At 69.8% G+C, this 22388-nt stretch carries 24 protein-coding genes and 2 riboswitches; of the genes, 12 read left to right on the forward strand and 12 right to left on the reverse strand.

Going from position 1 to position 22388, the window contains the following annotated elements; translation table 11 throughout:
• The first annotated feature begins 29 nt into the window (after nucleotides 1-29).
• Both ACSHWB_RS16635 and ACSHWB_RS16640 read left to right on the forward strand, forming a co-directional pair.
• Complete coding sequence (locus tag ACSHWB_RS16635; protein ID WP_439662925.1) at nucleotides 30-518, forward strand: hypothetical protein; 489 nt, start codon at nucleotides 30-32, stop codon at nucleotides 516-518.
• A gap of 582 nt (nucleotides 519-1100) precedes the next feature.
• Entirely contained in the window at nucleotides 1101-2048 is a 948-nt protein-coding gene (locus tag ACSHWB_RS16640) for a S1 family peptidase (protein WP_439662926.1), read from the forward strand.
• Between the two features lie 59 nt (nucleotides 2049-2107).
• On the opposite strand, the gene ACSHWB_RS16645 is transcribed toward ACSHWB_RS16640, so the two are convergent.
• Nucleotides 2108-3013, reverse strand: a complete 906-nt coding sequence (locus ACSHWB_RS16645) for an NADP-dependent oxidoreductase (RefSeq protein WP_439662927.1) — start codon at nucleotides 3011-3013, stop codon at nucleotides 2108-2110.
• Nucleotides 3014-3062: 49 nt separating this feature from the next.
• Between ACSHWB_RS16645 and ACSHWB_RS16650 the strand changes: the two genes are divergently transcribed.
• The gene (locus ACSHWB_RS16650) at nucleotides 3063-3620 is read left to right on the forward strand and encodes a TetR/AcrR family transcriptional regulator (RefSeq protein WP_439662928.1); all 558 of its coding nucleotides are present in this window, start codon (nucleotides 3063-3065) and stop codon (nucleotides 3618-3620) included.
• On the opposite strand, the gene ACSHWB_RS16655 is transcribed toward ACSHWB_RS16650, so the two are convergent.
• Together ACSHWB_RS16655 and thiE are read right to left on the reverse strand one after the other, a co-directional pair.
• The gene (locus ACSHWB_RS16655) at nucleotides 3613-4374 is read right to left on the reverse strand and encodes a dioxygenase family protein (RefSeq protein WP_439662929.1); all 762 of its coding nucleotides are present in this window, start codon (nucleotides 4372-4374) and stop codon (nucleotides 3613-3615) included. The genes ACSHWB_RS16650 and ACSHWB_RS16655 overlap by 8 nt on opposite strands.
• Before the next feature lie 31 nt (nucleotides 4375-4405).
• Complete coding sequence (gene thiE / locus ACSHWB_RS16660; RefSeq protein WP_439662930.1) at nucleotides 4406-5044, reverse strand: thiamine phosphate synthase; 639 nt, start codon at nucleotides 5042-5044, stop codon at nucleotides 4406-4408.
• Nucleotides 5045-5070: 26 nt separating this feature from the next.
• Nucleotides 5071-5182: riboswitch (TPP riboswitch) on the forward strand.
• A 3-nt stretch (nucleotides 5183-5185) separates the two neighbouring features.
• Between thiE and thiO the strand changes: the two genes are divergently transcribed.
• The 5 genes from thiO (at nucleotide 5186) to ACSHWB_RS16685 (ending at nucleotide 8159) form a co-directional block, all read left to right on the forward strand.
• Nucleotides 5186-6292 carry a glycine oxidase ThiO gene (gene thiO, locus ACSHWB_RS16665; RefSeq protein WP_439664613.1) on the forward strand — a complete coding sequence of 369 codons (1107 nt, stop codon included), beginning with the start codon at nucleotides 5186-5188 and terminating at the stop codon, nucleotides 6290-6292.
• Nucleotides 6289-6489, forward strand: coding sequence for a sulfur carrier protein ThiS (gene thiS / locus ACSHWB_RS16670; RefSeq protein ID WP_439662931.1), 201 nt, complete (start codon nucleotides 6289-6291; stop codon nucleotides 6487-6489). The genes thiO and thiS overlap by 4 nt, the downstream gene beginning before the upstream one ends.
• 1 nt (nucleotide 6490) lies before the next feature.
• Nucleotides 6491-7246, forward strand: a complete 756-nt coding sequence (locus ACSHWB_RS16675) for a thiazole synthase (protein WP_439662932.1) — start codon at nucleotides 6491-6493, stop codon at nucleotides 7244-7246.
• A 76-nt stretch (nucleotides 7247-7322) separates the two neighbouring features.
• The gene (locus tag ACSHWB_RS16680; RefSeq protein ID WP_245821941.1) at nucleotides 7323-7766 is read left to right on the forward strand and encodes a MarR family winged helix-turn-helix transcriptional regulator; all 444 of its coding nucleotides are present in this window, start codon (nucleotides 7323-7325) and stop codon (nucleotides 7764-7766) included.
• A gap of 3 nt (nucleotides 7767-7769) precedes the next feature.
• Entirely contained in the window at nucleotides 7770-8159 is a 390-nt protein-coding gene (locus tag ACSHWB_RS16685) for a VOC family protein (RefSeq protein ID WP_439662933.1), read from the forward strand.
• On the opposite strand, the gene ACSHWB_RS16690 is transcribed toward ACSHWB_RS16685, so the two are convergent.
• The 4 genes from ACSHWB_RS16690 to ACSHWB_RS16705 all read right to left on the reverse strand — a co-directional run bounded on the left by ACSHWB_RS16690 (nucleotide 8106) and on the right by ACSHWB_RS16705 (nucleotide 12338).
• Complete coding sequence (locus ACSHWB_RS16690) at nucleotides 8106-8423, reverse strand: hypothetical protein (RefSeq protein ID WP_439662934.1); 318 nt, start codon at nucleotides 8421-8423, stop codon at nucleotides 8106-8108. The genes ACSHWB_RS16685 and ACSHWB_RS16690 overlap by 54 nt on opposite strands.
• A gap of 36 nt (nucleotides 8424-8459) precedes the next feature.
• Entirely contained in the window at nucleotides 8460-9275 is an 816-nt protein-coding gene (gene thiD, locus ACSHWB_RS16695) for a bifunctional hydroxymethylpyrimidine kinase/phosphomethylpyrimidine kinase (protein WP_439662935.1), read from the reverse strand.
• Nucleotides 9272-10912 (reverse strand): phosphomethylpyrimidine synthase ThiC, encoded by a 1641-nt coding sequence (gene thiC / locus ACSHWB_RS16700; protein ID WP_439662936.1) that lies wholly within the window; start codon nucleotides 10910-10912, stop codon nucleotides 9272-9274. The genes thiD and thiC overlap by 4 nt, the downstream gene beginning before the upstream one ends.
• A riboswitch (TPP riboswitch) is annotated at nucleotides 10902-11026 on the reverse strand. (Overlaps the previous gene by 11 nt.)
• Before the next feature lie 709 nt (nucleotides 11027-11735).
• Nucleotides 11736-12338 carry a LysE family translocator gene (locus ACSHWB_RS16705; protein WP_439662937.1) on the reverse strand — a complete coding sequence of 201 codons (603 nt, stop codon included), beginning with the start codon at nucleotides 12336-12338 and terminating at the stop codon, nucleotides 11736-11738.
• Nucleotides 12339-12408: 70 nt separating this feature from the next.
• Here ACSHWB_RS16705 and ACSHWB_RS16710 point away from each other — a divergent pair, with 70 nt between their 5' ends.
• Nucleotides 12409-13347 carry an aldo/keto reductase gene (locus tag ACSHWB_RS16710; RefSeq protein WP_439662938.1) on the forward strand — a complete coding sequence of 313 codons (939 nt, stop codon included), beginning with the start codon at nucleotides 12409-12411 and terminating at the stop codon, nucleotides 13345-13347.
• Here the strand turns inward: ACSHWB_RS16710 and ACSHWB_RS16715 are convergent.
• Entirely contained in the window at nucleotides 13344-13922 is a 579-nt protein-coding gene (locus tag ACSHWB_RS16715; RefSeq protein WP_439662939.1) for a peptide deformylase, read from the reverse strand. The two genes, ACSHWB_RS16710 and ACSHWB_RS16715, sit on opposite strands and share 4 nt — an antisense overlap.
• Before the next feature lie 108 nt (nucleotides 13923-14030).
• Here ACSHWB_RS16715 and ACSHWB_RS16720 point away from each other — a divergent pair, with 108 nt between their 5' ends.
• On the forward strand, nucleotides 14031-14309 hold the full coding sequence (locus ACSHWB_RS16720) for a DUF3263 domain-containing protein (protein ID WP_089910320.1): 279 nt from the start codon (nucleotides 14031-14033) through the stop codon (nucleotides 14307-14309).
• Nucleotides 14309-14911, forward strand: coding sequence for a LytR C-terminal domain-containing protein (locus tag ACSHWB_RS16725; RefSeq protein ID WP_439662940.1), 603 nt, complete (start codon nucleotides 14309-14311; stop codon nucleotides 14909-14911). The genes ACSHWB_RS16720 and ACSHWB_RS16725 overlap by 1 nt, the downstream gene beginning before the upstream one ends.
• A 219-nt stretch (nucleotides 14912-15130) precedes the next feature.
• Here ACSHWB_RS16725 and ACSHWB_RS16730 read toward each other — a convergent pair whose 3' ends face one another.
• The gene (locus tag ACSHWB_RS16730; protein WP_439662941.1) at nucleotides 15131-17287 is read right to left on the reverse strand and encodes an AAA family ATPase; all 2157 of its coding nucleotides are present in this window, start codon (nucleotides 17285-17287) and stop codon (nucleotides 15131-15133) included.
• Between the two features lie 218 nt (nucleotides 17288-17505).
• On the opposite strand from ACSHWB_RS16730, the gene ACSHWB_RS16735 reads away from it, so the two are divergent.
• Nucleotides 17506-19038, forward strand: coding sequence for a LamG domain-containing protein (locus tag ACSHWB_RS16735; protein ID WP_439662942.1), 1533 nt, complete (start codon nucleotides 17506-17508; stop codon nucleotides 19036-19038).
• 61 nt (nucleotides 19039-19099) lie between these two features.
• On the opposite strand, the gene pssA is transcribed toward ACSHWB_RS16735, so the two are convergent.
• The 3 genes from pssA to ACSHWB_RS16750 form a co-directional block, all read right to left on the reverse strand.
• Nucleotides 19100-20068 carry a CDP-diacylglycerol--serine O-phosphatidyltransferase gene (gene pssA, locus ACSHWB_RS16740; protein ID WP_439662943.1) on the reverse strand — a complete coding sequence of 323 codons (969 nt, stop codon included), beginning with the start codon at nucleotides 20066-20068 and terminating at the stop codon, nucleotides 19100-19102.
• Nucleotides 20069-20764, reverse strand: coding sequence for a phosphatidylserine decarboxylase (locus tag ACSHWB_RS16745; protein WP_439662944.1), 696 nt, complete (start codon nucleotides 20762-20764; stop codon nucleotides 20069-20071). It abuts the gene before it with no gap.
• A 204-nt stretch (nucleotides 20765-20968) separates the two neighbouring features.
• Nucleotides 20969-22381, reverse strand: coding sequence for a M48 family metallopeptidase (locus tag ACSHWB_RS16750; RefSeq protein ID WP_439662945.1), 1413 nt, complete (start codon nucleotides 22379-22381; stop codon nucleotides 20969-20971).
• Nucleotides 22382-22388 lie beyond the last annotated feature (7 nt).

The following is a 22388-nucleotide window of genomic DNA, read 5'->3' on the forward strand; positions in this document are numbered from 1 at the left end:
TGAACTGTGCCCAACGTCCTACGTGTGTCATGTCTGAGAAGGAGAAGATCACCCCCGTCAAGCTCATCGCGAGTGTGCTCGCCGCCGCCACAGCGGCCGTGCTGAGCCTTCGCCTCAACCTCGTCGGCACCATCGTGGGTGCGGTTCTGGCGAGCCTCGTGACCACTTTGGGCGCTGCGTTCTACCAGCGGTCGATGGAACGCGAGAAGCGCTGGCAGGTGATCGCGGTCGGCGGCCTGCTCGTTTTCGCTGTGACCGTGCTCACTGCCACCAGCGTCCAGCTCGTCACCGGCAAACCCGTCACCGCCGATCCGGGCAAACCGTCCACAAGCACCCAGACCGAGACTCACACCGAGACCACGAAGACCGAAACGATCACCGAGACGGTGCCTCCGAGCACGTCCGGTCAGTCGTCTTCGCCGAGCACCACGACGACCGCGCCCACGACCACGACGACAGATTCCCGACAGCCGACGGACAGCTCGGCGCCCCCGTCCACCACCGACCCCATTCGGTGATCACGTCACTACGTTGAGCGACAGTTAACTGTCAAAGGCTACGCAGCGCAGTTGATCTGTCGTGAGCTGTGACACACTTCGTTCACGTTCGAGGCGGGGCGTCATAGCCAAGAGGCCCGCAACTTCACTCGAACGGGCGTAAGGATTCGGTCCGAAAGAGACCGGGAGGAGGCGCAATGAGGCTCGTGGCACGTCCGCTTGAGCCCTGCGCCCGCGGTGGAGGAGTCGACGCCTGCACCGGATTCGAGAGGCAACTGTGGACGGGAGGGGTGGGGCGACCCCTGCCGCCGCCCCACCACCCGTCCCCCTAGAGCCCCCGAGAGAGGTCCCTGCAACCGATCTCTCGGGTACCCCTGCACCCGAAAGTGAGGGAGACGTCTGATGAACCGCACGAGTGCGGCCCGTGTAACCGGTGCCGTTGTTCTCGCCACCGGAGTCGTGACTGCTCTCAGCGTACCGGCGTTTGGCGCCCCTGCCGCACCGGTCGCCCCAACCGGTTCCGATACGGAGAGCTACTCGGCAGAGTTGCTCCAAGCGGTCCAGCGTGATTTGGGCCTGAACGCTGACCAGGCCCGCGTCCGATTGGCCTCTGACCAGAGGTCGAGCGAGATCGCGGAGCAGTCGAAGTCCTCTCTGGGAGACGCGTTCGGCGGAGCGTGGATCGACCAGGCGAGCGGCAGACTGACGGTCGGGGTGACCAAGTCGGGACTCTCTGTGACCGGCGCGGACACCCAGGTCGTGAAGAACTCGCTCACCCAGCTCAACGGGACGAAGTCGGTCCTCGACCTCATGACCGCCCCCGCGGCGATCACCAGCTGGCGCGTCGACGAGAAGTCGAACAGCGTCGTCGTCGAGGTCAACAAGAACGTGCGCGACGCGGCCGCGGACAAGTGGATCGCGACCGCGAAGTCCATCAGCGGTTCGGTCCAGGTCGCCGAGGTGACCGAGAGCCCGACCCCGCTGTACGACCTGCGCGGCGGTGAGGCCATCTACATGGGCGGCGGCCGCTGCTCGCTCGGCTTCTCCGTGACCGGTGGCTACGTCACCGCCGGCCACTGCGGCACCACGGGCACTGCCGTGTCCGGCTCCAACCGCGTCGCCCAGGGCACGTTCGCGGGCTCGGTGTTCCCCGGCAACGACTACGCCTGGGTGCGCACCAACGCGAACTGGACCCCGCGTCCGTGGGTGAACCGCAGCGGCTCGAACGTCGTCGTCAAGGGTTCCACCCAGGCGGCCGTCGGCTCGCAGATCTGCCGTTCCGGTTCGACGACCGGATGGCGCTGCGGCACCGTCCAGGCGTTCAACCAGACCGTGAACTACCCGCAGGGCACCGTGCGCGGCCTCACCCGCACCAACGCCTGCGCCGAGGGTGGCGACTCGGGTGGTTCGTGGGTGGCGGGCTCCGGCTTCGGCCAGGCCCAGGGTGTGACGTCCGGTGGTTCCGGCAACTGCTCGACCGGCGGCACCACGTACTTCCAGCCGGTGAACCCGATCCTGTCGCGCTACGGCCTGACCCTCACGCGCGGCTAGATCTGCTCTGTCTGTGAAAGCGCTGCGGCACTTCGGTGTCGCAGCGCTTTCGCGTTTTCTCAGTTGATGAGCACGATCTTGCCGTGGGCGTGGCCGGTCTCGCTGAGCCGGTGCGCGGCGGCGGCCTCGGACAGCGGGAAGACCCCGGCGAGCGGAACGGTGAAGGCGCCCTGTTCGGCGAGCTTCGCCGCGGTGACGAGGCCGTGCAGCGCCTGGGGGTCGGCGTCGGGGCCACCTGCCGTGTGGGACAGCCGGACCCCGTGGGCTCCGGACAGGTCCGCGATCGTCACCACGCGGTCCGGTGAGCCCGCGATCGAGACGAGGTCGGGCACGGTGCCCGCGCAGTGCAGCACCGCGTCGACGCCGGGGCCGACCCGGTCCGCGAGGCCCTCGCCGTACACAACGGGTGTCGCCCCCAGCGCGGCCACGAGGTCCTGGCTCGCCGGCCCGGCCGTGCCGATCACCCGCGCACCCCGTGCGACCGCCAGCTGGACCGCGACGGTCCCGACCCCGCCCGCGGCCCCTGCCACCAGCAAGGTCGTGCCCTCGCGGACATCGAGCAGGTCCAGCGTCCTGGTGGCGGTTTCGACGTTCGCCGCCGCGCCGCCGGCCTGTTTCCAGCTCAGCGCCGCGGGCTTGGGCGCCCACGCGGCCAGCACCGCGTACTCGGCACCGGCACCCCCGAGCAGTGTCAGATCGACCATGCCGAAGACCTCGTCGCCAACCCGGACGTCGCCCACGTCCTCACCGACCTCGTCGACGACGCCTGCCGCGTCCACGCCGGGGATGTGCGGAAGAGACAGCCGCTGCCCGAACCGTCCGGCGCGCAGCATGGCGTCCGCGGGCGTGACACCGGAGGCGCGCACGGCGATGCGGATCTGACCGGGGCCCGCGTGCGGTTCGGCGGCCTCGCCCACGTGCAGCACGTCGGCCGGGCCGTACTCGGAGAACTGGAGTGCTCGCATGGCGGCGAAATTAGTGGAACAGGGCGTCCACTTAGCCGAAACTGAGACGGTGACGGCGAATCTGACTCACAACCTGCGTTCGGACGCCCAGGACAACCGCGACCGGATCATGGCGGTCGCGCGCGAGGCGTTCGCCTCGGAGGGGCTGGACGTGCCGATGCGCGAGCTCGCCCGCCGCGCCGGGGTCGGCCCGGCGACCCTCTACCGCCGCTTCCCGACCAAGGAGGCGCTCGTGGTGGAGGCGTTCTCGGAGCAGATGGCGGCCTGCACGGCCGCGGTCGACGAAGGGCTGGCGCACCCGGACGCCTGGCAGGGGTTCTGCCGGACCGTGGAGGAGGTGTGCCGGCTGCACGTGCTCGACCGCGGGTTCGCGGCGGCGTTCACGAGCGCCTACCCCAGGGCGATCGACTTCTCCTCGGTGCGCGAGACGTCGTTCCGTTCGCTTGCCGAGCTGATCCGGCGGGCGAAGGCGACGGGACGGCTGCGGGCCGACTTCTCGGTCGACGACGTGGTGCTGCTGCTGATGGCGAGCGGGGGCGTCCGGTCGGGGACGCCCGCGATCGCGCGGCGGCTGGCCACGCTGTTCCTCGAAGGGGCGGCTAGCTGAACTGCACGGACCGCTTCGAGAGCCCGTACCAGAAGCCGTCGACGCTGGAGCGGGCCTTCTCGTCGCTGGCAGCGCCGAGCGCCACGAACAACGGCGCGAAGTGCTCAGTCCTCGGATGTGCGATCCCCGCCGCCGGAGCCTTCTGCTGGAAGTCGAGCAACGCGTCCACGTCGCCGTTCACGAGCTGCTGGTGCGCCCAGTCGTCGAACTCCTTCGACCACGCCGGCGGCTCGTAGTCCGGTCCGGCGGGGAAGTTCACGCAGCTCAGGTTGTGGGTCATGAACCCGCTGCCGACGATCAGGACGTTCTTGTCCCGCAGCGGCGCGAGCTTGCGGCCGATCTCGTGCAGCTCACGCGGGTCGAGCGTGGGCATCGACATCTGCAGCACCGGCACGTCGGCGTCCGGGAACATCTCCTTCAACGGCACGTAGGCGCCGTGGTCGAGGCCACGGGCGGGGTCCTGCTCGACGTGACCGCCGAGGAGCTTGCGGACGTCGTCGGCGAGCTCCGGTGCGCCGGGAGCCTCGTACTTGACCTCGTAGTACCGCTGAGGGAAGCCCCAGAAGTCGTAGACCAGCGGCACGGTCGTCGTCGCACCGATGGTCGTCGGCGCCTCCTCCCAGTGCGCGGAGACCATGAGCACGGCCTCCGGGCGCGGGAGGGTGGCGGACCAGTCCTTGAGCTCTCTGGTCCACGTCTCGTCGTCAGCCAGCGGGGGAGCCCCGTGGCTCAGGTACAGCACAGGTGCGCTCACGTCTTCGAGAGTACGCCTGTTAGTTCAAATTTCAACTAGTAAGTTCAGATTTGAACGACTCGGCGGCCTTGCGGGGGTCCTCGGCGTCGGTGATGGCCCGGACGGCGACCACCCGCGTGGCGCCGGCCGCCTTGACCTCGTGGAGGTTGGTGAGGTCGATGCCGCCGATGGCGAACCACACGCGCTCGGTCTTCGTGGCTCGGACGAGGTCCAGTCCCGGTGCCGGGCGACCCGGCTTGGTCGGCGTCGGCCAGCAGGGGCCGGTGCAGAAGTAGTCCACGCCGGGTTCCGTCGTCGCCGCGGTCATCTGGTCGACGTCGTGGGTGGAGCGGCCGATCACCACTTCGTCGCCGATGATCCTGCGGGCGAGCGGGACGGGCAGGTCGTCCTGGCCGAGGTGCAGCACGTCCGCCCGCACGGCGTGGGCGATGTCCGCGCGGTCGTTGACGGCGAGGAGCCTCCCGTGGCGTTCGGTGGCCTCGGCGAGGACCTCGATCGCCTCGATCTCCTGCTTCGCCTCCAGTGACTTGTCCCGCAGCTGGATGATGTCGACGCCGCCCGCGAGTGCCGCGTCCGCGAACTCGGCCAGATCAGGCCGGTTCGGCGTGCAGAGGTAGAGCGTCGCGTCGGCGAGTCGTTGCCTGATCAGGTTTCCGTCGAGTCCTGGCACGTACGCACGTTAACCGTTATGTTGAAGTCGGTCCGCACGGGAGCCTGGAGAACACCGGGCTGAGAGGGAGCGTGGTTCGCTCCGACCGTCGAACCTGATCCGGGTCATGCCGGCGCAGGGAGCGTGAATGCCTTGAGCAGTGTGGAAGTGGCCGTCCGAGGGGGCGGTGTCATCGGGCTGTCCGTGGCGCTTGCCGCGGCACGAGCCGGGTTCTCCGTCTCCGTGTTCGACGACGGTTCGCCGCACGCCGGTTCACGGGTCGCGGGCGGCATGCTCGCGCCGTTGACGGAGGCGTGGCCCGGCGAGGAAGCCGTGGTGGAGCAGGGTGTCGAGGCCCTGGCGATGTGGCCCGCGTTCGCCGAGTCGCTGGGCGTTCCGCTGTTCACCGCGGGGACGCTGGCCGTGGGAACGCAGCCCGGCGATCTCGCCGATCTTCGCCATGCCGGGGAGTTGCTGACCTCGCGGGAGATCCGGGCTCTGGAACCCTCGCTGGGCCCGGCGGTGCGTGGTGGCGTGTACGCGCCGGGGGACCTCGCCGTCGACAACCGCGTGCTGCTTTCCGCACTGTGGAAGGCTTGTCTGGACGCCGGTGTCGTGTCCTCAGTGGAGGGACGAGTCACGGTGATCGCGGCCGGGGCGTGGAGCGGGACGCTGCATCCCGCGCTGCGCTCGATCCGGCCGGTCAAGGGCGAGATCCTGCGACTTTCCCATCGCCCCGGCGCTTTGCCGCCACCCAAGCACACGATCCGCGCACTGGTGTCGGGTCGTCCGGTGTACCTGGTGCCCCGCGACGACGGCCTGGTCGTCGGCGCGACCCAGTACGAGGCGGGGTTCGACACCGACGTGTCCGTCGCGGGCGTGCGGGACCTGTTGCGGGACGCGGAAACCGTGCTGCCCGGCATCGCCGAGTACGCGCTCACCGAGGCCGCCGTCGGGTTCCGCGCGGGCAGCCCGGACAACGTCCCGGTCGTGCGCTGGCTGGAGTCCGGCGTGATCGCCGCGACCGGCCACCACCGCAACGGGCTCCTGCTCGCCCCGCACACCGCTCGCCTCGTGGTCGAGCTGCTGGCGTCGCGACCGGCAACCTCCACCGCGTGTTCGACGCTCAGCAGGTCGCCTCGCGGCACCGGCCCCACGCCCACAGCCAACCAGGATGAGGACGTGGGGCCGGCACCACGACGCACCCGTCTGACCGCCGAACACGGGGCGAAGGCTGCCAGTCGCGACGCCAAGGGAGGAAGTTCGTGAAGGCACAGGTGAACGGGACCTCCCGTGACTTGAGCGAGGGCACGTCGGTGGCCGCGGTGGTGACGCTGGTGGGCGCACCCGACAAGGGCGTGGCCGTGGCGCTGGACGGCGCCGTGGTGCCGAGGGCGTTGTGGGACAGGACGATCGTGCCGGACGGCGGCGTCGTCGAGGTGCTGACCGCGGTCCAGGGAGGCTGACGTGGACGATCCGCTGATCATCGCGGGCCGGGAGTTCCGGTCCAGGCTCATCACCGGCACCGGCGGTGCCGCGAACCTCTCGGTGCTGGAACGGGCCCTGGTCGCGTCCGGCACCGAGCTGACCACCGTGGCGATGCGCCGGGTGGATGCTCAAGGTCAGACCGGCGTTCTGGAGTTGTTGCGGCGCCTTGGAATCGAGGTGCTGCCGAACACCGCGGGCTGCCGCACGTCCGCGGAGGCCGTGCTGACCGCGCAGCTGGCGCGGGAGGCGCTGGAGACGAACTGGGTCAAGCTCGAGGTCGTCCACGACGAGGAGACCCTGCTGCCGGACCCGGTCGAGCTGCTCGACGCGGCGGAACGGCTGGTCCGCGACGGCTTCGTGGTCCTGCCCTACACCAACGACGACCCGGTGCTCGCGTTGAAGCTCCAGGACATCGGTTGTGCGACGGTCATGCCGTTGGGCTCTCCCATCGGTACCGGCCTGGGCATCCGCAACCCGCACAACATCGAGCTGATCACTTCCAGGGCATCTGTTCCAGTGGTGCTCGACGCGGGCATCGGCACGGCCTCCGACGCGGCGCTGGCGATGGAACTCGGCTGCTCAGCGGTGCTTCTGGCGACCGCCGTCACACGGGCGCAGGACCCGGAACGGATGGGCGCCGCCATGCGTTGTGCGGTCGAGGGAGGACGGCTGGCCCGCCTGGCCGGACGAATTCCACAACGCTTTTGGGCCCAAGCGTCTTCGCCGGGACTCTGAGGTCGCTACCGTGGGTGCTCACGTGTTGGGGGATGATTGACAACTACCTGAATCCCGCCGAGGAGGACGACAAGCCGTGACGGCCCCCATTGACGCCGAGGTCGAGGACGCGACCGCGCGCCTGTACCTGGCGATCGGCCGGCTGGCCCGGTTGCTGCGACGCACCGGTTCCCCCGGACTCGGCCCCGGCGCGGTCTCCGCGCTGGCCACGCTGGCTCGCTGCGGCCCCATGCGCCTAGGCGACCTCGCGAACAAGGAGGGCGTGGCACCCCCGACGCTGTCCCGCATCGTCGCCGCGCTGGTGGAGGCCGGTTACGTGAAGCGCGAGCCCGACCCGCAGGACGGCCGCGCCTGGCTCGCCACCCCCACACCCGAGGGCGAGACGATGGTGTCCGGCGTGCGGTCCGCGCGGGTGCGCGAGCTGCAGCGGCGGATCGAACAGCTGACACCGGAGCACATCTCGGCCCTGGTGGGCGCTCTGGACGCGCTGGAGACGCTGGTCGGCGAGGAGTCGAAGTAGCGCGTGAAGTCCCGGACCGCGGGCATGTGGTGGGGCACCTCGATCGAGGCGCCCGACCCCGGTGCCCTCGCGAGGTTCTACGCGGAACTCCTGGGCTGGCACCTCGGCCACGAGGAGCCGGACACCGCGATCGTCGCCGCGTCCCCGAACGGGCCGTTCTTCGTGTTCCAGCGCGCGGACGGCTATCGGGCGCCGGTCTGGCCGCCGGTCGACGGACGGCAGCGCCCGATGATGCACTTCGACTTCCAGGTCGGTGACCTGGAATCGGCCGTCGCCGAGGCGGTGTCGCTGGGAGCCGTTCTCGCCGACATCCAGCCGCAGCCGAACGTCCGGGTGCTGCTAGACCCCGCCGGACACCCCTTCTGCCTGTGCCTCGACGAGGACTCGCAGTAGCGCCTGGTTGAAGGCGTCGAACTCCGCCGTCACCACCTCACGGGTCTGCGCCGGCACGCCCTCGGCCATCGTGCCGGTGAAGCTCTCGACGTTCACCAGCAGCGTGCCGTCCGCCGTCTCGCTGAGCTCCCAGCGGTGGCGCCAGAAGAACGTCTCCGGGTCGCCGCCCTGGGAGGCCGGCGCGTACGGCTCCAGCGAGGTGATCTCGCCGTCGAAGTCGCGTTCGAACGGCGTGCCCTTGGCCGCCTTCACCTTGGTGTGCACGCCATCCACGTGCGTGTACTCCAGCGGTTTTCGCCGCTAGCCGTCGAGCCTCCAGAACGGCGAGACCGGGCCGACGCCACCGCCCAACGGATAGGCCGCCGCCACCGACTTCACGATGAAGTCCTTGCCGAACCGCACTGCCTCCGGCACCGACGCACCCTTCGACAGAGCAGAACTGATCGACGACGCGAGAGTGTCGCCACTGCCGTGCGTGTGCTCGGTGTCGTAACGAGGTCCGGGCAGTTCGATGAACTCCCGCCCGTCGTAGAGCAGGTCGAGGCACTCCGGGTCGTCCCACATGTGGCCGCCCTTCACGAGCACCCACTCCGGCCCCATGGCGTGCAACGCCTCCGCCGCCACGCGCTGGTCCGCGCGGTCCTTCACCGCGATGCCGGTGATCAGCCGCACCTCGTCGAGGTTCGGCGTCACCAGCGTCGCGCGCGGGAACAGCAGGCCCCGCAACGCGTCCAGGGCGTTGTCGGCGAGCAGTTGGTTGCCGTGCATGGACGCCGAGACCGGGTCGACGACGAACGGCGTCCTGCCCCGTCCGATGCCGACGCGGTCCAGAGCCGGCGTGATCGCCTCGATGATCACCGCGGACGCGAGCATGCCGGTCTTCGCGGCCTGCACGCCGATGTCCTCGGCCACCGAGATGATCTGCGCCGCGACGACGTCCGCCGGGATCTCGGAGACGCCCGTGACGCCCAGGGAGTTCTGGACCGTCACGGCCGTCAGCGCCACGCAGCCGTGCACCCCGCACGCGAAGAGCGTGCGGAGGTCGGCCTGGATGCCCGCACCACCACCGGAATCGCTTCCGGCGATGGTGAGGACCCTGGGTGGTGCCGAGGTCACGAAGTCTCCACGACGGGGAGGTAGACCTTGTTGCCCGTGTCGGCGAACTCGCCGGACTTCTCCGCCATGCCCGCCTCGATCGCCTCCACTGTGGACAGTCCGCGTTCCTCGGCGTAGCGCCGCACGTCCTGCGTGATCTTCATGGAGCAGAACTTCGGCCCGCACATCGAGCAGAAGTGCGCCGTCTTCGCCGGTTCCGCGGGGAGCGTCTCGTCGTGGAACGAGCGCGCGGTGTCCGGGTCGAGCGACAGGTTGAACTGGTCCTCCCAGCGGAACTCGAAGCGCGCCTTGGACAACGCGTCGTCCCAGTCCTGGACGCCGGGGTGGCCCTTGGCGAGGTCCGCGCTGTGCGCCGCGATCTTGTACGTGATCACGCCGGTCTTCACGTCGTCGCGGTTCGGCAGGCCGAGGTGCTCCTTCGGCGTGACGTAGCAGAGCATCGCGGTGCCCAGCCAGCCGATCTGCGCCGCGCCGATCGCGGACGTGATGTGGTCGTACGCCGGCGCGATGTCCGTGGCCAGCGGCCCGAGGGTGTAGAACGGCGCCTCACCGCACCACTCCTCCTCGAGCCGGACGTTCTCGGCGATCTTGTGCATCGGCACGTGGCCGGGGCCCTCGATCATCACCTGGACGTCCTTGGCCCGCGCGATGTGCGTGAGCTCGCCCAGGGTCCTGAGCTCGGCGAACTGCGCCTCGTCGTTGGCGTCCGCGATGGAACCCGGCCGCAGCCCGTCGCCCAGCGAGAACGTGATGTCGTAGGTCCGCAGGATGTCGCAGAGCTCCTCGAAGTGCGTGTAGAGGAAGCTCTCCTTGTGGTGCGCGAGGCACCACCCGGCCATGATCGCCCCGCCGCGCGAGACGATGCCGGTGACGCGCTTGGCCGTCATCGGCACGTACCGCAGCAGCACGCCCGCGTGCACGGTCATGTAGTCGACGCCCTGCTCGGCCTGCTCGATCACGGTGTCGCGGTAGACCTCCCACGACAGCGCGGCCGGATCGCCGTTGACCTTCTCCAGCGCCTGGTAGATCGGCACGGTGCCGATCGGGACCGGCGAGTTGCGCAGGATCCACTCGCGCGTCTCGTGGATCCGCTTGCCGGTGGACAGGTCCATGATCGTGTCGGCACCCCAGCGGGACGCCCACACCATCTTGTCGACCTCGTCCTCGATCGACGACGACACGGCGGAGTTGCCGATGTTGGCGTTGATCTTGACGAGGAACTTCTTGCCGATGATCATCGGCTCGGCCTCGGGGTGCTTGCGGTTCAACGGGATGACCGCACGTCCGATGGCCACCTCGTTGCGGACGAACTCCGCGTCGAGGTTCTCCCGCGTCGCGATGTAGCGCATCTCCGGGGTGATGATCCCGGCCTTCGCGTACGCGAGCTGGCTGACAGCTCCGTTGATCGGTTCCCGTGCGGCGATCCACCCCGACCTCAGGTCAGGGAGTCCACTGTGGACGTCGATGGTCGCGTTGTCGTCGGTATACGGACCGGAAGTGTCGTACAGATCGACATGTTCACCGTTGGTCAGTTCCACCCTGCGGAAAGGCACACCATCGCGGTACACCTTGCGAGAGCCAGAGATCGGGCCAGTGGTCACACTGGGCTTGACCGAACGGTCGTCAAGTGCCGTCACGACATTCCTCCCTACGCCGGCATTACCCGGTCAGGTTCAGGCGGTCGGTGACACCGGCACTACTGCCAGTCACCCTCTCAGCCCGCTCAGGCGCGAGCTCCCGCGTTGTGTTGAGTTGTCGAGAACCGACCATAGTCAGAGCGCGCCGTAGCTGCCAAGGGCGTCGTTTGCCCCTAATCTCTTCCCCGTGGCTGATCACCAGCCGTTCCCGCCCGGCGCGCGACGCGGCCAGCGTCCCGCCGTGGTCTCGGCATGCCCTTCCTGCGGTGAACTCGCAGGTCGCGGTTACCCCGACTGCGGCTTCTGCGCGGAACTGCTCGACCAGTTCTGGCTCTCGGACTGGGAGGCCCTGCGGACGTCGTCCCAGCTGGCGGACCGGGAACTGGCCGAACTGGTGACCTCCGCGGACGTCGGCCAGTACCCGTGGACGTGCGTCGACTGGGCGATGACGCTGCTGGCGTGCTCACGCTGTGGTGCCGAACTGGGCACCGGGCCGGTCGAGTGCGTGCGGTGCGCGGTCACCGAGGAACGCCGGTGGAACTGGGACCACTCGGCGCACCCGTACACGATGAGCGCGAACGAGCACCTGCTCCGGGTCGCCCGCGCGGCCCTGCGCGCACCCCACCGGCGTCGTCCGGCCGTCGTGCAGGCCTGGCAGCTCGTGCTGCCGTTCCTGATCGCCGGTGAGGTGATCGAGTTCGGTCGTCTGGACCGGATCCGCGCGCACGTGCTGGCCGGCGGCTACGCGTCGATGGCCGCCTGCCACACCTTCGGCGAGCTGGCCGGGTTGCCCGAGCTGTTCTGGCGCCGGGGCAACCCGATCTCAACGCGGGTCGAGTACCAGCCTGACTCCGAGCGCCAGCAGCACGCCGCCCGACAGCTTCTCGAGCGCGGGACGGACCCGCGGCCTGCTCAGCCAGCCCCTGATCGTGTGCAGGATCGACACGATGACCAGGTACCAGACGGTGTCGATGAGGACCCACCCGACGGCGAGGAAGAGCAGAACCCCCTGGCCGGCCTCCCCGGCAGGCACGAACTGCGGTAGGAACGAGATCGCGAACACGCCGAGCTTCGGGTTGGCCAGGTTCACGATCAGGCCGCTGCGGAACGCGTGGCTGGGCGGTGGCGGTTCGGCGCCCGGCAGGCTCTTGCTGATCAGGGCCTTGACGCCCAGGTAGATCAGGAAGACGGCGCCCGCGACGCGGAGCCCGTGGTAGGCGATCTCCGAGGCCGTGAGCAGGACCGACAGGCCCAGTGCGGCCGCGACCGCCCAGCAGGCCACGCCGACCTCCATGCCGAACACCGTCGCCAGCGCGGCTTTTCGCCCGTGCACCGACTGTCGCAGGACCATGGCCGTGCCAGGTCCGGGCGACAGTGCGATGAGGAACGAGGCCGCCACGAAGGCGACGATGTTTTCGATTGGCATGTCTCGATGGTGAGGGTGGTCGCAACTCGTTTCTTGACCTGGAGCGCGCTCCAGGATGTTCGGTGGTGCCATGACCTTGGAACTGGGGAAGCTGGGATTCGGCACGTGGGCGATGGGCGGGCCGTTCTCCGGCCCGGACGGGTCGCCGGTCGGCTGGGGGCCCGCCGACGACGGTGAGTCGGTGCGGGCGTTGCGGCGGGCCGTGGAGCTGGGTGTGACGCTGTTCGACACCGCGGACGTCTACGGGTGCGGGCACGCGGAGACGCTGGTCGGGCAAGCGTTTGCGGGCATGCGTGACCAGGTGGTGATCGCCACCAAGTGGGGCTGCGGGTTCGACGCGGCGGCTCGGCGGATGACCGGGGACGAGGGGTCGGTCGCGTACCTGCGCGGTGCGGTCGAGGCGTCGTTGCGGCGGCTCGGGACCGACCGGATCGACCTGTACCAGCTGCACGTCGGCGGGCTGGGGCTGGAGGAGGCGGCGCTGCTGCGGGACGAGTGCGAGGCGCTGGTGGCCGCGGGCAAGATCCGGGGCTACGGGTGGAGCACGGACGACGTCGAGCGGGCGCGGTTCTTCTGCGAAGGGGAGCACGGGGTCGCGGCGCAGGCCGACATCAACCTGCTGTTCGACAACCCCGAGATGTACGCGGGGGAGTACGCGGTGCTGTGCCGCCGGCCGTTGGCGATGGGGTTGCTGGCCCGGGAGACGTTCGGTGCGCTGCCGGAGGACGACGTGCGCGTCACGAACCCGTCCTGGCTGCGGTTCTTCGTGGACGGGCGGCCGTCACCGGAGTACTTCGAGGCTCGTGAGGCTGTTCGGGACGTGCTGACGTCCGGCGGGCGGACGCTGGTGCAGGGGGCGCTGGCGTGGTTCTGGGCGCGTTCTCCCCGCCTGGTTCCGATCCCGGGTGTCCGGACGGTGGCCCAGGTCGAGGAGAACGCCCGCGCGCTGGAGTTCGGTGCGTTGAGCGTGGACGAGCTGAAGCAGGTGGAGGCGGTGCTCCGGCCTTAGTCCTCGTCCTCGTCGAAGTTCGCGGGGTCGTTCGGGTCCCACGAGAGTCCCGGCACGTTCCACTCGTTGTCGCGCAGCATCCGCTTGGCCTCCTTCTTGTACCGGCCGATGAGGCGGTCGGTGTAGAGGTAGCCGTTGAGGTGGTCGGTCTCGTGCTGCAGACAGCGGGCGAAGAAGCCGGTGCCCTCGGCCTCGAACGGCTCCCCGTCGAGGCCCACGCCGGTCACCTTCGCCCAATGGGCGCGTCCGGTCGGGTACGCCTCGCCCGGCACGCTCAGGCAGCCCTCGAAGTCGTCGTCCGGGTCCGGCATGGTCTCCGGGATCTCGGACGTCTCCAGCGTGGGGTTCACGATCACGCCGCGGTGCTGGACACCATCGTCATCCGGGCAGTCGTAGACGAAGACCCGCAGGTCGAAGCCGATCTGGTTGGCCGCGAGCCCGACACCACGAGCAGCTGCCATCGTCTCGAACATGTCGTCGACGAGCGTCTTCAGCTCGGTGTCGAACTCGGTGACCTCGCGCGTCGGGTTGTGGAGCACGGGGTCGCCGGCGATGCGGATGCGATGGACGGCCATGGCTGAACTTTATGCGGTCCAAAACTGTCGGTGTCGCGCGGTACGTTGGAACGATCACGTGATTGAATTGCCCGCACCTGAGATGGTGTGGCGACCGTGGGGAGCCAGATGGATCACGCCGAGACGCTCACCTCCGCTGACGGGCTGACCAGCCGCGAACGCACGATGCTCGCGTTCGAGCGTCAGTGGTGGAAGTACTCGGGATCCAAGGAACAGGCCATCAGGGAACTGTTCGACATGTCCGCGACCCGCTACTACCAGCTGCTCAACGCGCTCGTGGAATCCGAAGCCGCTCTGGCCGCCGATCCGATGCTCGTCAAGCGGTTGCGCGGCGTCCGGACAGGCCGCCAAAGGGTTCGCGCCCGCGCCAGGAGCACCGAGGACTGATGACCTCCCCCGAGTCCGCAAGCCCGTCCCGTCCGGCCAAGGCCGCCGGCTTCGCCCTGCTCGGCGTCGCCGCTGTCGCGTTGGTGATCGGTGTTGTCAGCCTGTTCGGCGGCGGCTCCGACACACCTCCCGTCGCCGAGGGGTCGTCCACCGCGCCGCCGGCGTCGGCCACCTCTGAGCAGCCGCCTGCCTCGACTCCGTCTTCGGAGGCTCCTGCCTCCACCACTCAGCCTCCGGCTTCCACACCTTCGGCGCCTACCACCTCGGTTGTGCCGCCTCCGCCCGTCACCCAGCCCGGGGTGGCCAAGGCTCCGGTCCGGATCTACAACAACTCGACCATCACCGGGTTGGCCGCCAAGGCTTCTGACGAGGTCACGGCCAACGGGTGGACTGTTGCCGGGACCGGCAACTACTCGTCCGGGACCATTCCGACGACCACCGTGTACTTCCGGCCTGGGACTGAGGAAGAGGCTTCTGCGAAGGAGCTGGCTTCGGTGCTGCGGGCCCGGGTCGAGCCTCGGTTCGACGGGATCCAGTCAGCTGCCGCTGGGATCATTTTGATCGTCACCAATGATTTTCAGGGTGCGTCCAAGAACAAGTAGGCGCGTTCCTGTTTCACGCGCCGGGCTCCGCCCGGGACCCCGCCGATCTGATCAAAAGCCGGGGTTCACGCCGTACGCAGGTTGATGGCACGCCTGTTGCTTTGGGTGAAGTGGCGTTGCGCAGATGTGCGGCCGGGTGGGGTGACGAAGCCACCCCACCCGGATCGCATTGGTGAAGACTGCTCGCCTTCGGCGTCGCTCGAGTGGGCTTGCCTGCCGTCAGCGGCGGTTTGCCGCGTAGGCCGCCAGTGACACCAGCTGTGCCGGGTCCAACGACGGGCGGACCACTTCCCTCGCCTTTGCCAGGTGGGTTCGTGTCACCTCTGCCGCGTCCAGGGATTCCCGCATTGCCGTCAGTGCCGCTTCGCGGATCAGGGCCGCGCAGTCCGCTGCCGAGTACATGTCCAGCTCGGTCGCCAGGGTGGACAGGTCCACGTCTGCGGACAGCGGGGTGTTCCTGGACGACGCCTTGAGGATTTCCGTGCGTGCCTCGGCGTCGGGCGGTGGGACGTAGACGAGGCGTTCCAGGCGGCCTGGGCGCAGCAGTGCCGGGTCGATCAGTTCCGGGCGGTTGGTCGCGGCGATCACCACCACGTCGCGGAGGGGCTCTACGCCGTCCAGTTCGGTCAGCAGGGCCGCTACCACCCGGTCTGCCACGCCGGAGTCCGAGGACTGGCCCCTGCGCGGGGCCAGGGCGTCCACCTCGTCCAGGAAGACGAGTGCGGGGGCCGCGTCCGCTGCCCGGCGGAAGAGTTCTCGGACCGCTCGTTCCGACTCGCCCACGAACTTGTCCATCAGCTCGGCGCCCTTGACGGTCAGGACGTTGAGCTGGCCCGTGCCCGCCAGTGCGCGGACCAGGAAGGTCTTGCCGCATCCCGGCGGGCCGTAGAGCAGGACGCCTCGCGGGGGCGCCACGCCCAGGCGGGCGAAGGAGTCCGGGTAGCGCAGGGGCCAGAGGGCCGCCTCGGTGAGGGCCTGCTTGACCTCCTTCATGTCGCCGACGTCTTCCAGCTTCAGGCCGCCGGTCTGGACCGTGTCCGACGCCGACATGGAGATCGGGCGGACCGTGTTCAGGGCGCCCAGGAGGTCTTCTTGGCCCACGCGGGGTTCTGGGTTCTCGCGTTGGCGTAGTGCTGCTCGTACTGCTGCTTCCCGGCGCAGGGCGCAGAGGTCCGCCGCCACGAAGCCCGGGGTGCGGGCCGCCACCTCGCCGAAGTCCACATCGGACTCCAGCGGGACGTCGCGCAGGAGTACGCGCAGGAGTTCTGTTCGGCCTGCCGTGTTCGGCAGGGGGAGGGTCAGTTCGCGGTCCACCAGGTCCGGGGACCGCAGGCGGGCGTCCACCGACTCCGCCCTGGCCGAGGTGACGATCAGGGCCAGGTTCGGGCGGGAGATCGCCGTGCGCAGGATGTCCAGGACGACGGTGGCCACCGGGGGCGGGGCTGTCGGGAGCAGGGCGTCGATGTCGGTCAGGAGCAGGATCGTGGGGTTCTCCGGGACTCCTGCGATGGCGTCGCCCAGCTGTTTGGCCATGGCGCCCGGTTCCAGGACGGCGATGCTCGGGGCGGCCAGTTCCACGAGGGTGGCGTCCACCGAGCGGGCCACCGCGCGGACGAGGGTCGCCTTGCCGACGCCTTCCGGGCCGCTGACCATGGCGGCCAGGCGGGCGGAGGCGCCCAGCTTGGTGAGGAGTTCCGGCTGGCGGAACATCAGTTCCAGCCATTCGGTCAGGCGGCGGGCCTGGTCTCGCTGGCCCACCAGGTCCGTCAGGGGGAGGGCCTCGTGCTTCTCCTGCACCACGACCGGGGTCACTTCCGCGGTGGGGGCCGAGGCCGAACGCCAGCCCACGACGCTGGACGGCTGGACGGCCACCGGGCCCGCCGGGTCGGTGGAGGTGATGGTGATCAGTTCGTTCGTCCACGTCATGCCGATGGCGTTGGACAGCTTGCGGCGGGTCTCCGAGACGTTCGCGCCTGGCGGCGGTGCCAGGTCCTGGGGGAGCAGCGAGACGTTGTCGCCGACGGTGAGGACCTTGCCGGTCAGGGCCATGCGGACGTGGTCAGGGGTCAGCGCCGTGGTGGCGAGGCGGGAGCCCGCGACGGTGATCGTGCGGGCCGCAGTCACCTGGACCGGGGCCACGACGATCTCCGCGCCCTCGACCACGCCCAAGTTGGTGAGCGTCACGTCGTCCACCAGGACCACGCCTGGCGGGTGGTCGCCCGCGGCGGCGAGGGCCGCGCTCACGCGGGCGCCGGTCAGCTTCACGGCGTCCCAGGCTCGCAGGCCCAGGGCGTCCAGCACCTCGGGGTGAAGGCGGACTACGCCGCGCCGGGTGTCCAGAGCGGACGGGGACAGGCGAGCCGTCAGCGTGATCACGCCGCCGACTCTAGTTCCTCACAGGCCGGTTGACCGGAGGTCCGGCACCAGGCACGGTGTTGCTGGATCGGGCCTGAGGGCTCGATCGTGACCCTGGGGGCAATTTGATGCGCCATACATCGGCGCGCGGCTTTCGTGTGGCCGCGATTCTTCTCGCACTGACTGTTTCGGCCGGCGTTGCGGCGCCTGTGGCTCATGCCGCGCCGCCCGGGCCGCAGGTGAGCTCCAGCCAGTACCCGCCGTCGCAGCCCGGTGGCGGTGTCGGCGTGGCGGGCACGTTCGAGCTCGACGCGGCCGACGACGTGGTGAAGTTCATCTACTCGTTCACCAACGACGAAGGGTTCCTCGACAAGGAGGTTCCCGCTGACGCCGAAGGCAACGCGACGATCCGGTGGACGCCTCGCGTCGCGGGCACGCACCGGTTCTTCGTCAGCTCGATGAACCGGGCGGGCGTCTACTCCGAGATCCCGCTGTACGAGTTCACCGTGCTGCCGGGCGGGGGTCCTGTCGCGCACTGGCCGCTGGACGGTGGGCTGACCGACACCAACGGGCAGAACGCCTTGGTGCCCAACGGGAATCCGGACCTGGCCGTTGCCGGGCACGTGGGCAAGGGCGTCAGGCTGAACGCGGCGCAGGACCACCTCGGCGGCGCGGCCCCGGTCGACACCTCGAAGAACTTCACGCTGTCGGCGTGGGCGAAGGTGGACCGGGGCGACGCCAGCCGTGCCGTCGTGGCCACTTCGGACAGCACCGCGTCCAGCTCAGGTCTGTACTTCGACGCGGGCTCCGCGCGCTGGGCGTTCGGCATGACCGCGGCGGCCGACAGGGCCGCTCTCTCCGTGGCGCGTTCGCGGGACGCGGCGGAGACCGGTGTCTGGACGCACCTGGCCGGCACCTACGACGCCACCACGAGGATCCTCGCCCTGCACGTCGACGGCGCCAAGCAGGGCGAGGTCACCGGGGTGGAGGGCTGGCAGGCCTCGCAGCTGCTGGTGGGACGGCTCCGCTGGAACAGTGCGGAGATCACCGGTTCCCCCGGTGCGGCCGACGAGATCAAGGTGTACGCGCGGACGCTGAGCGACGCCGAGATCAAGGTGCTGGCCGGACAGGTCGGCCTCCGCGCCCACTACCGGTTCGGCGAGGGCGCCGGCGGTTCCACCGCGGACGACGTCACCGGCGCGGCCGCGACCATCGGCGGCAACACCGTCTGGGAGACGGACGGGGACGACACGTCGTTGCTGTTCAACGGACCTGACTCCGAGGGGCGGGAAGGCGAGGCCTACGTCTCGGCGCCGTCGCCCGGCATCCGCACGGACCGCTCCTTCTCGATCTCCGCGTGGGCGCGGCTGGACCTCGACGCACGCGACGGCAAGTCCCGCACGGTCCTGAGCCTGGTGCACAACGGCACCTCGCTGCTCGACCTCAGGTCCGGCGGTGCCTCGAGGAAGTGGGAGCTCGTGACGGGTGGCACCACCCTGGCGACCGGCTACGAGCTGGAACTGCAGGAGTGGACGTACCTGACGGCCGTCCACGACAAGGCCAGGTCCGAGCTGAGGTTGTACTTCAGCGGTGTGTACGTCACGAGCGTCCCGTTCACGGGCGGATCGGCGACGACGGAGTCCACTGTGGAGTTCGGCAGGCTCGCGCCCGGTGCCACCGAGGGCTTCTGGAAGGGCGGCATCGACGACGTGCGCGTCTACGCGGGCGTGTTGTCGCGGGAGCAGATCGTGGCGCAGGCCGTCCGCGTCTGAGCCGGGAGAGAAAAGCGGGCCGGACACGAGGAAGTGTCCGGCCCGCGGTTCGTTCGAATGGTCAGCGCTTCGGCTGGCGCCTCAGTCCCAGCTGCCGCCACGAGCGGCGGCGGCCGTTGGCGCTGGGCACCGCACCTTCCGCGGCAGCCGCGGTGGACGCGTCACGCCGAGGACGGCGCACGGCGCGCATGGCCGCACCGGCGACGCGGCCGTGCAACGGCTGGCGCAGACCGAGCCGGCGTGCGGCGACACCGTGTGCGCGCTTGATCGCGCGGCGGTCGGCACCCGTGACGGTCCACGCCTCGGGGTGCTTGGACAGCCACATGTACCGCCGCACCGAGTACGGGAGGTGCGCCAGGTACACGATCATCGCGACGATGAGCGCCACCAACGGATACGTGATGACCGCGGCGGCCAGCAGTCCGACGGCGACCAGCAGAGGTGCGACCGCGCGCGGCGGCACCTTCACGGTCTTCACGGACAGCGTGGGGATGCGCGACACCAGCAGGATCGCGACCACGACGGTCCACGCGCCCACGACGTAGGAGTTGTTCCACCAGCCGTCGGTGCGGACCTGCTCCTCGATGATCAAGGGGAGCAGGAGCAGCAGACCGCCCGCGGGAGCGGGGACGCCGACGAAGAACTCCTTCGCGAACGGCGGTTGTTCCTTCTCCAGCAACGTGTTGAAGCGGGCGAGGCGGACCACCATGCAGACCGCGAAGATCAGCGCGATGACCCAGCCGGCGCGGCTGCCCTCGAACTTCCAGAGGTAGATCGCGAGGGCGGGGGCGACGCCGAACGAGATGGCGTCGGCCAGCGAGTCGAGCTCCGCGCCCATCTTCGACGTCGCGTCCAGCAGGCGGGCGATGCGGCCGTCGAGGCCGTCGAACACGGCTGCCGCCGCGATCGCGGTGATGGCCGCACCCCACATGCCGACGTTCGCGAAGTGCACTGCGGACAGGCCCGAGCACATGGCCAGGACCGTGATCGCGTTCGGCAGCAGGCGAACGCCGGGCCCGCTGGGTGCCACCTACGCCTCCGGGAGTTCGGCGAGAACGGTCTCGCCGCCGATCGTGCGCTGGCCGGCCTCGACCAGGACACGGCTGCCACGCGGGACGTAGAGGTCCACGCGCGAGCCGAAGCGGATCAGGCCGTACGTCTGGCCCGCGGTGACCTTCTCGCCCTCGGCGACCTCGCACACGATGCGGCGCGCGACCAGGCCGGCGATCTGCACGACGACGAGGTCGTGGCCGTCGACGGTGCGCAGCCACACGGTGTTGCGCTCGTTCTCCTCGGAGGCCTTGTCGAGGTCGGCCGAGAGGAACTTGCCGGGGTGGTACGAGACCTGGACGATCTCGCCGTCCGCGGGCACGCGCTGCACGTGCACGTCGAAGACCGAGAGGAACACGCTGACGCGCGTCATCGGCTGGGTGCCCAGGCCGAGCTCGGCGGGCGGGACGGCGTCGACCACGTGCGAGACGGTGCCGTCGGCCGGGGCCACGGCGAGGTTCGGACGGGTCGGAGTCACGCGCTTCGGCTCGCGGAAGAACCACGCCACCCACGCCGTGACCAGCGCGAGGACGACGCCCAGGCGCTTGAAGCGCAGCCGGACGAGGAGGGTCGCGATCGCCGCACCGGCGACGAACGGGCGCCCTGCCGGGTGCATCGGCGGCACCATGCCGCGCGCGAGTTCGAGGAAGTGGGAGACGGGCTTCTCGCTGCTCATCGTGTCTGTGGGTTCCGTAGCTTCCGTGGATTGTCGGGCGGCATCACGCTACGGCAACACGCCAAACCGCCCATCGGGCCTGCCGGAAAGACAAGCGGCCGGTAGGCCCGTGCATCCCCCGACGAATGCACGGGCCGACCGGCACCTGCGGGCAGTGTAATCCCCGTCACATGGCGTTAACAACGTCGCTCGGTGAGCGTTCCGTCACAGTCCGTCGACGCCGAGGGCTTGCAGCCTGAAACGCACTTCGGGGACTCGATTAGCGTCACGGACGGCGGGGGCGACCAGCTCGTCCGGGTAGACCGCAGCTCCGTCCGGCATCCGCAGCAGGAGCAGTCCGCCCCAGTTGAGTTCCAGCGTCGCGCGGTTAGCCGTGACAAGCAGGTCAGAGACCATGCATCCGAGCAGTTCCGTCACGGCCTCGACCGCGGCGTCGTGCACCTCCGCAGGGGTCAGCGACGCGTCTACCGGCGCCCCTGTCAGCTTGTGCAGCTCTGCCCGCGACAACGCGGTCAGCACGTCGTTCAGCGTCTCGCCGACCTTGCTCACCCGGCCCGCGTGCCGCAGTCCGTCGGCGTAGCGGCGCACCAGCAGTGGCCCGGTCAGCGGGGCGAGCTCCGCCCAGGTGATCGGCGGTCCCTGCACCCCGGCCAGCGCCGCGACGGCCTCGGGAGCGGTGCCGTCGAGCAACGACCACGCGGACCGTTCGTCGAGCGCCTCCGCCACGCCGAAGGACGGGAAGAGCCGCGCGATCGTCGCCACCCGCTCGCGGATCGGCGGATGGCTGTCGAACACCGAGGTCGGCTCCTGCGCGGCCATCAGCGGCTCGATCTCGCGCAACTGGTGCACGCGCCGCGGGTGGTCGAGATAGGCGCGGAAGCCCTCCAGCAGCGGCGGCGTGCGTCCAGCCAGGACGGCCAGCGAGACGTACCAGCGCTGGTAGTCGTTCCAGGCCTCGCCGAGCGGGCCGCCGCGCAGCAACGACCGGATCGCCGCCTCCCGCCCGGCCGCCGCCACGGACACCTCGTCGGCGAACTGCTCGTGCTTGCGGCTCTCCGAGGCGGCGACCAGCGCGTACAACCGTGCCCACGCGAAGAGGACGCCGGTCGTGTCGAACCACCCCGCCCCGATCGCGACCTTCGCGCGGTAGGTCAGCGCGGAGACCCTGGTGTGCCCGCCGCCGTAGTGACCCAGTTCGTGCGCTAACACCGACCGCAGCTCGCCGATGCTCATGCCCGCCACGAACGGCAGGCCGAGCTCGAGGTAGCGCGTGCCGCGGCGTTCCCACACGCCCGCGTTGGGCTCGCTGGTCAGGCGGATGTCGTCGGGCCCGCGGGTGCCGGCGATCCGTGCCAGCTCGTCGACGTGGCGCCACAGCTCGGGATGCGTCGCGCGGGTCAGCACGACGCCGCTGGGCTTCGGGCTCGACCACACCGCGACGGCCATCGCCACCAGCGGCGGACCGCCGATCACCAGCGCCAGCGCGCCCAGGATCGCCCCGCCCTCGACATCACCTCGCCCGAACAACGTGAGCGCCAGGAATCCCAGACCGGCGAACAACCCCACCGCGAGCACGAAGAACCCGGCCAGCATCGCCAGCGCGAGTGCCGCTCTCATGCTTCCC

Origin of the sequence: Lentzea sp. HUAS TT2 (genome assembly GCF_051853195.1) — a bacterium.
GTDB lineage: Bacteria > Actinomycetota > Actinomycetes > Mycobacteriales > Pseudonocardiaceae > Lentzea.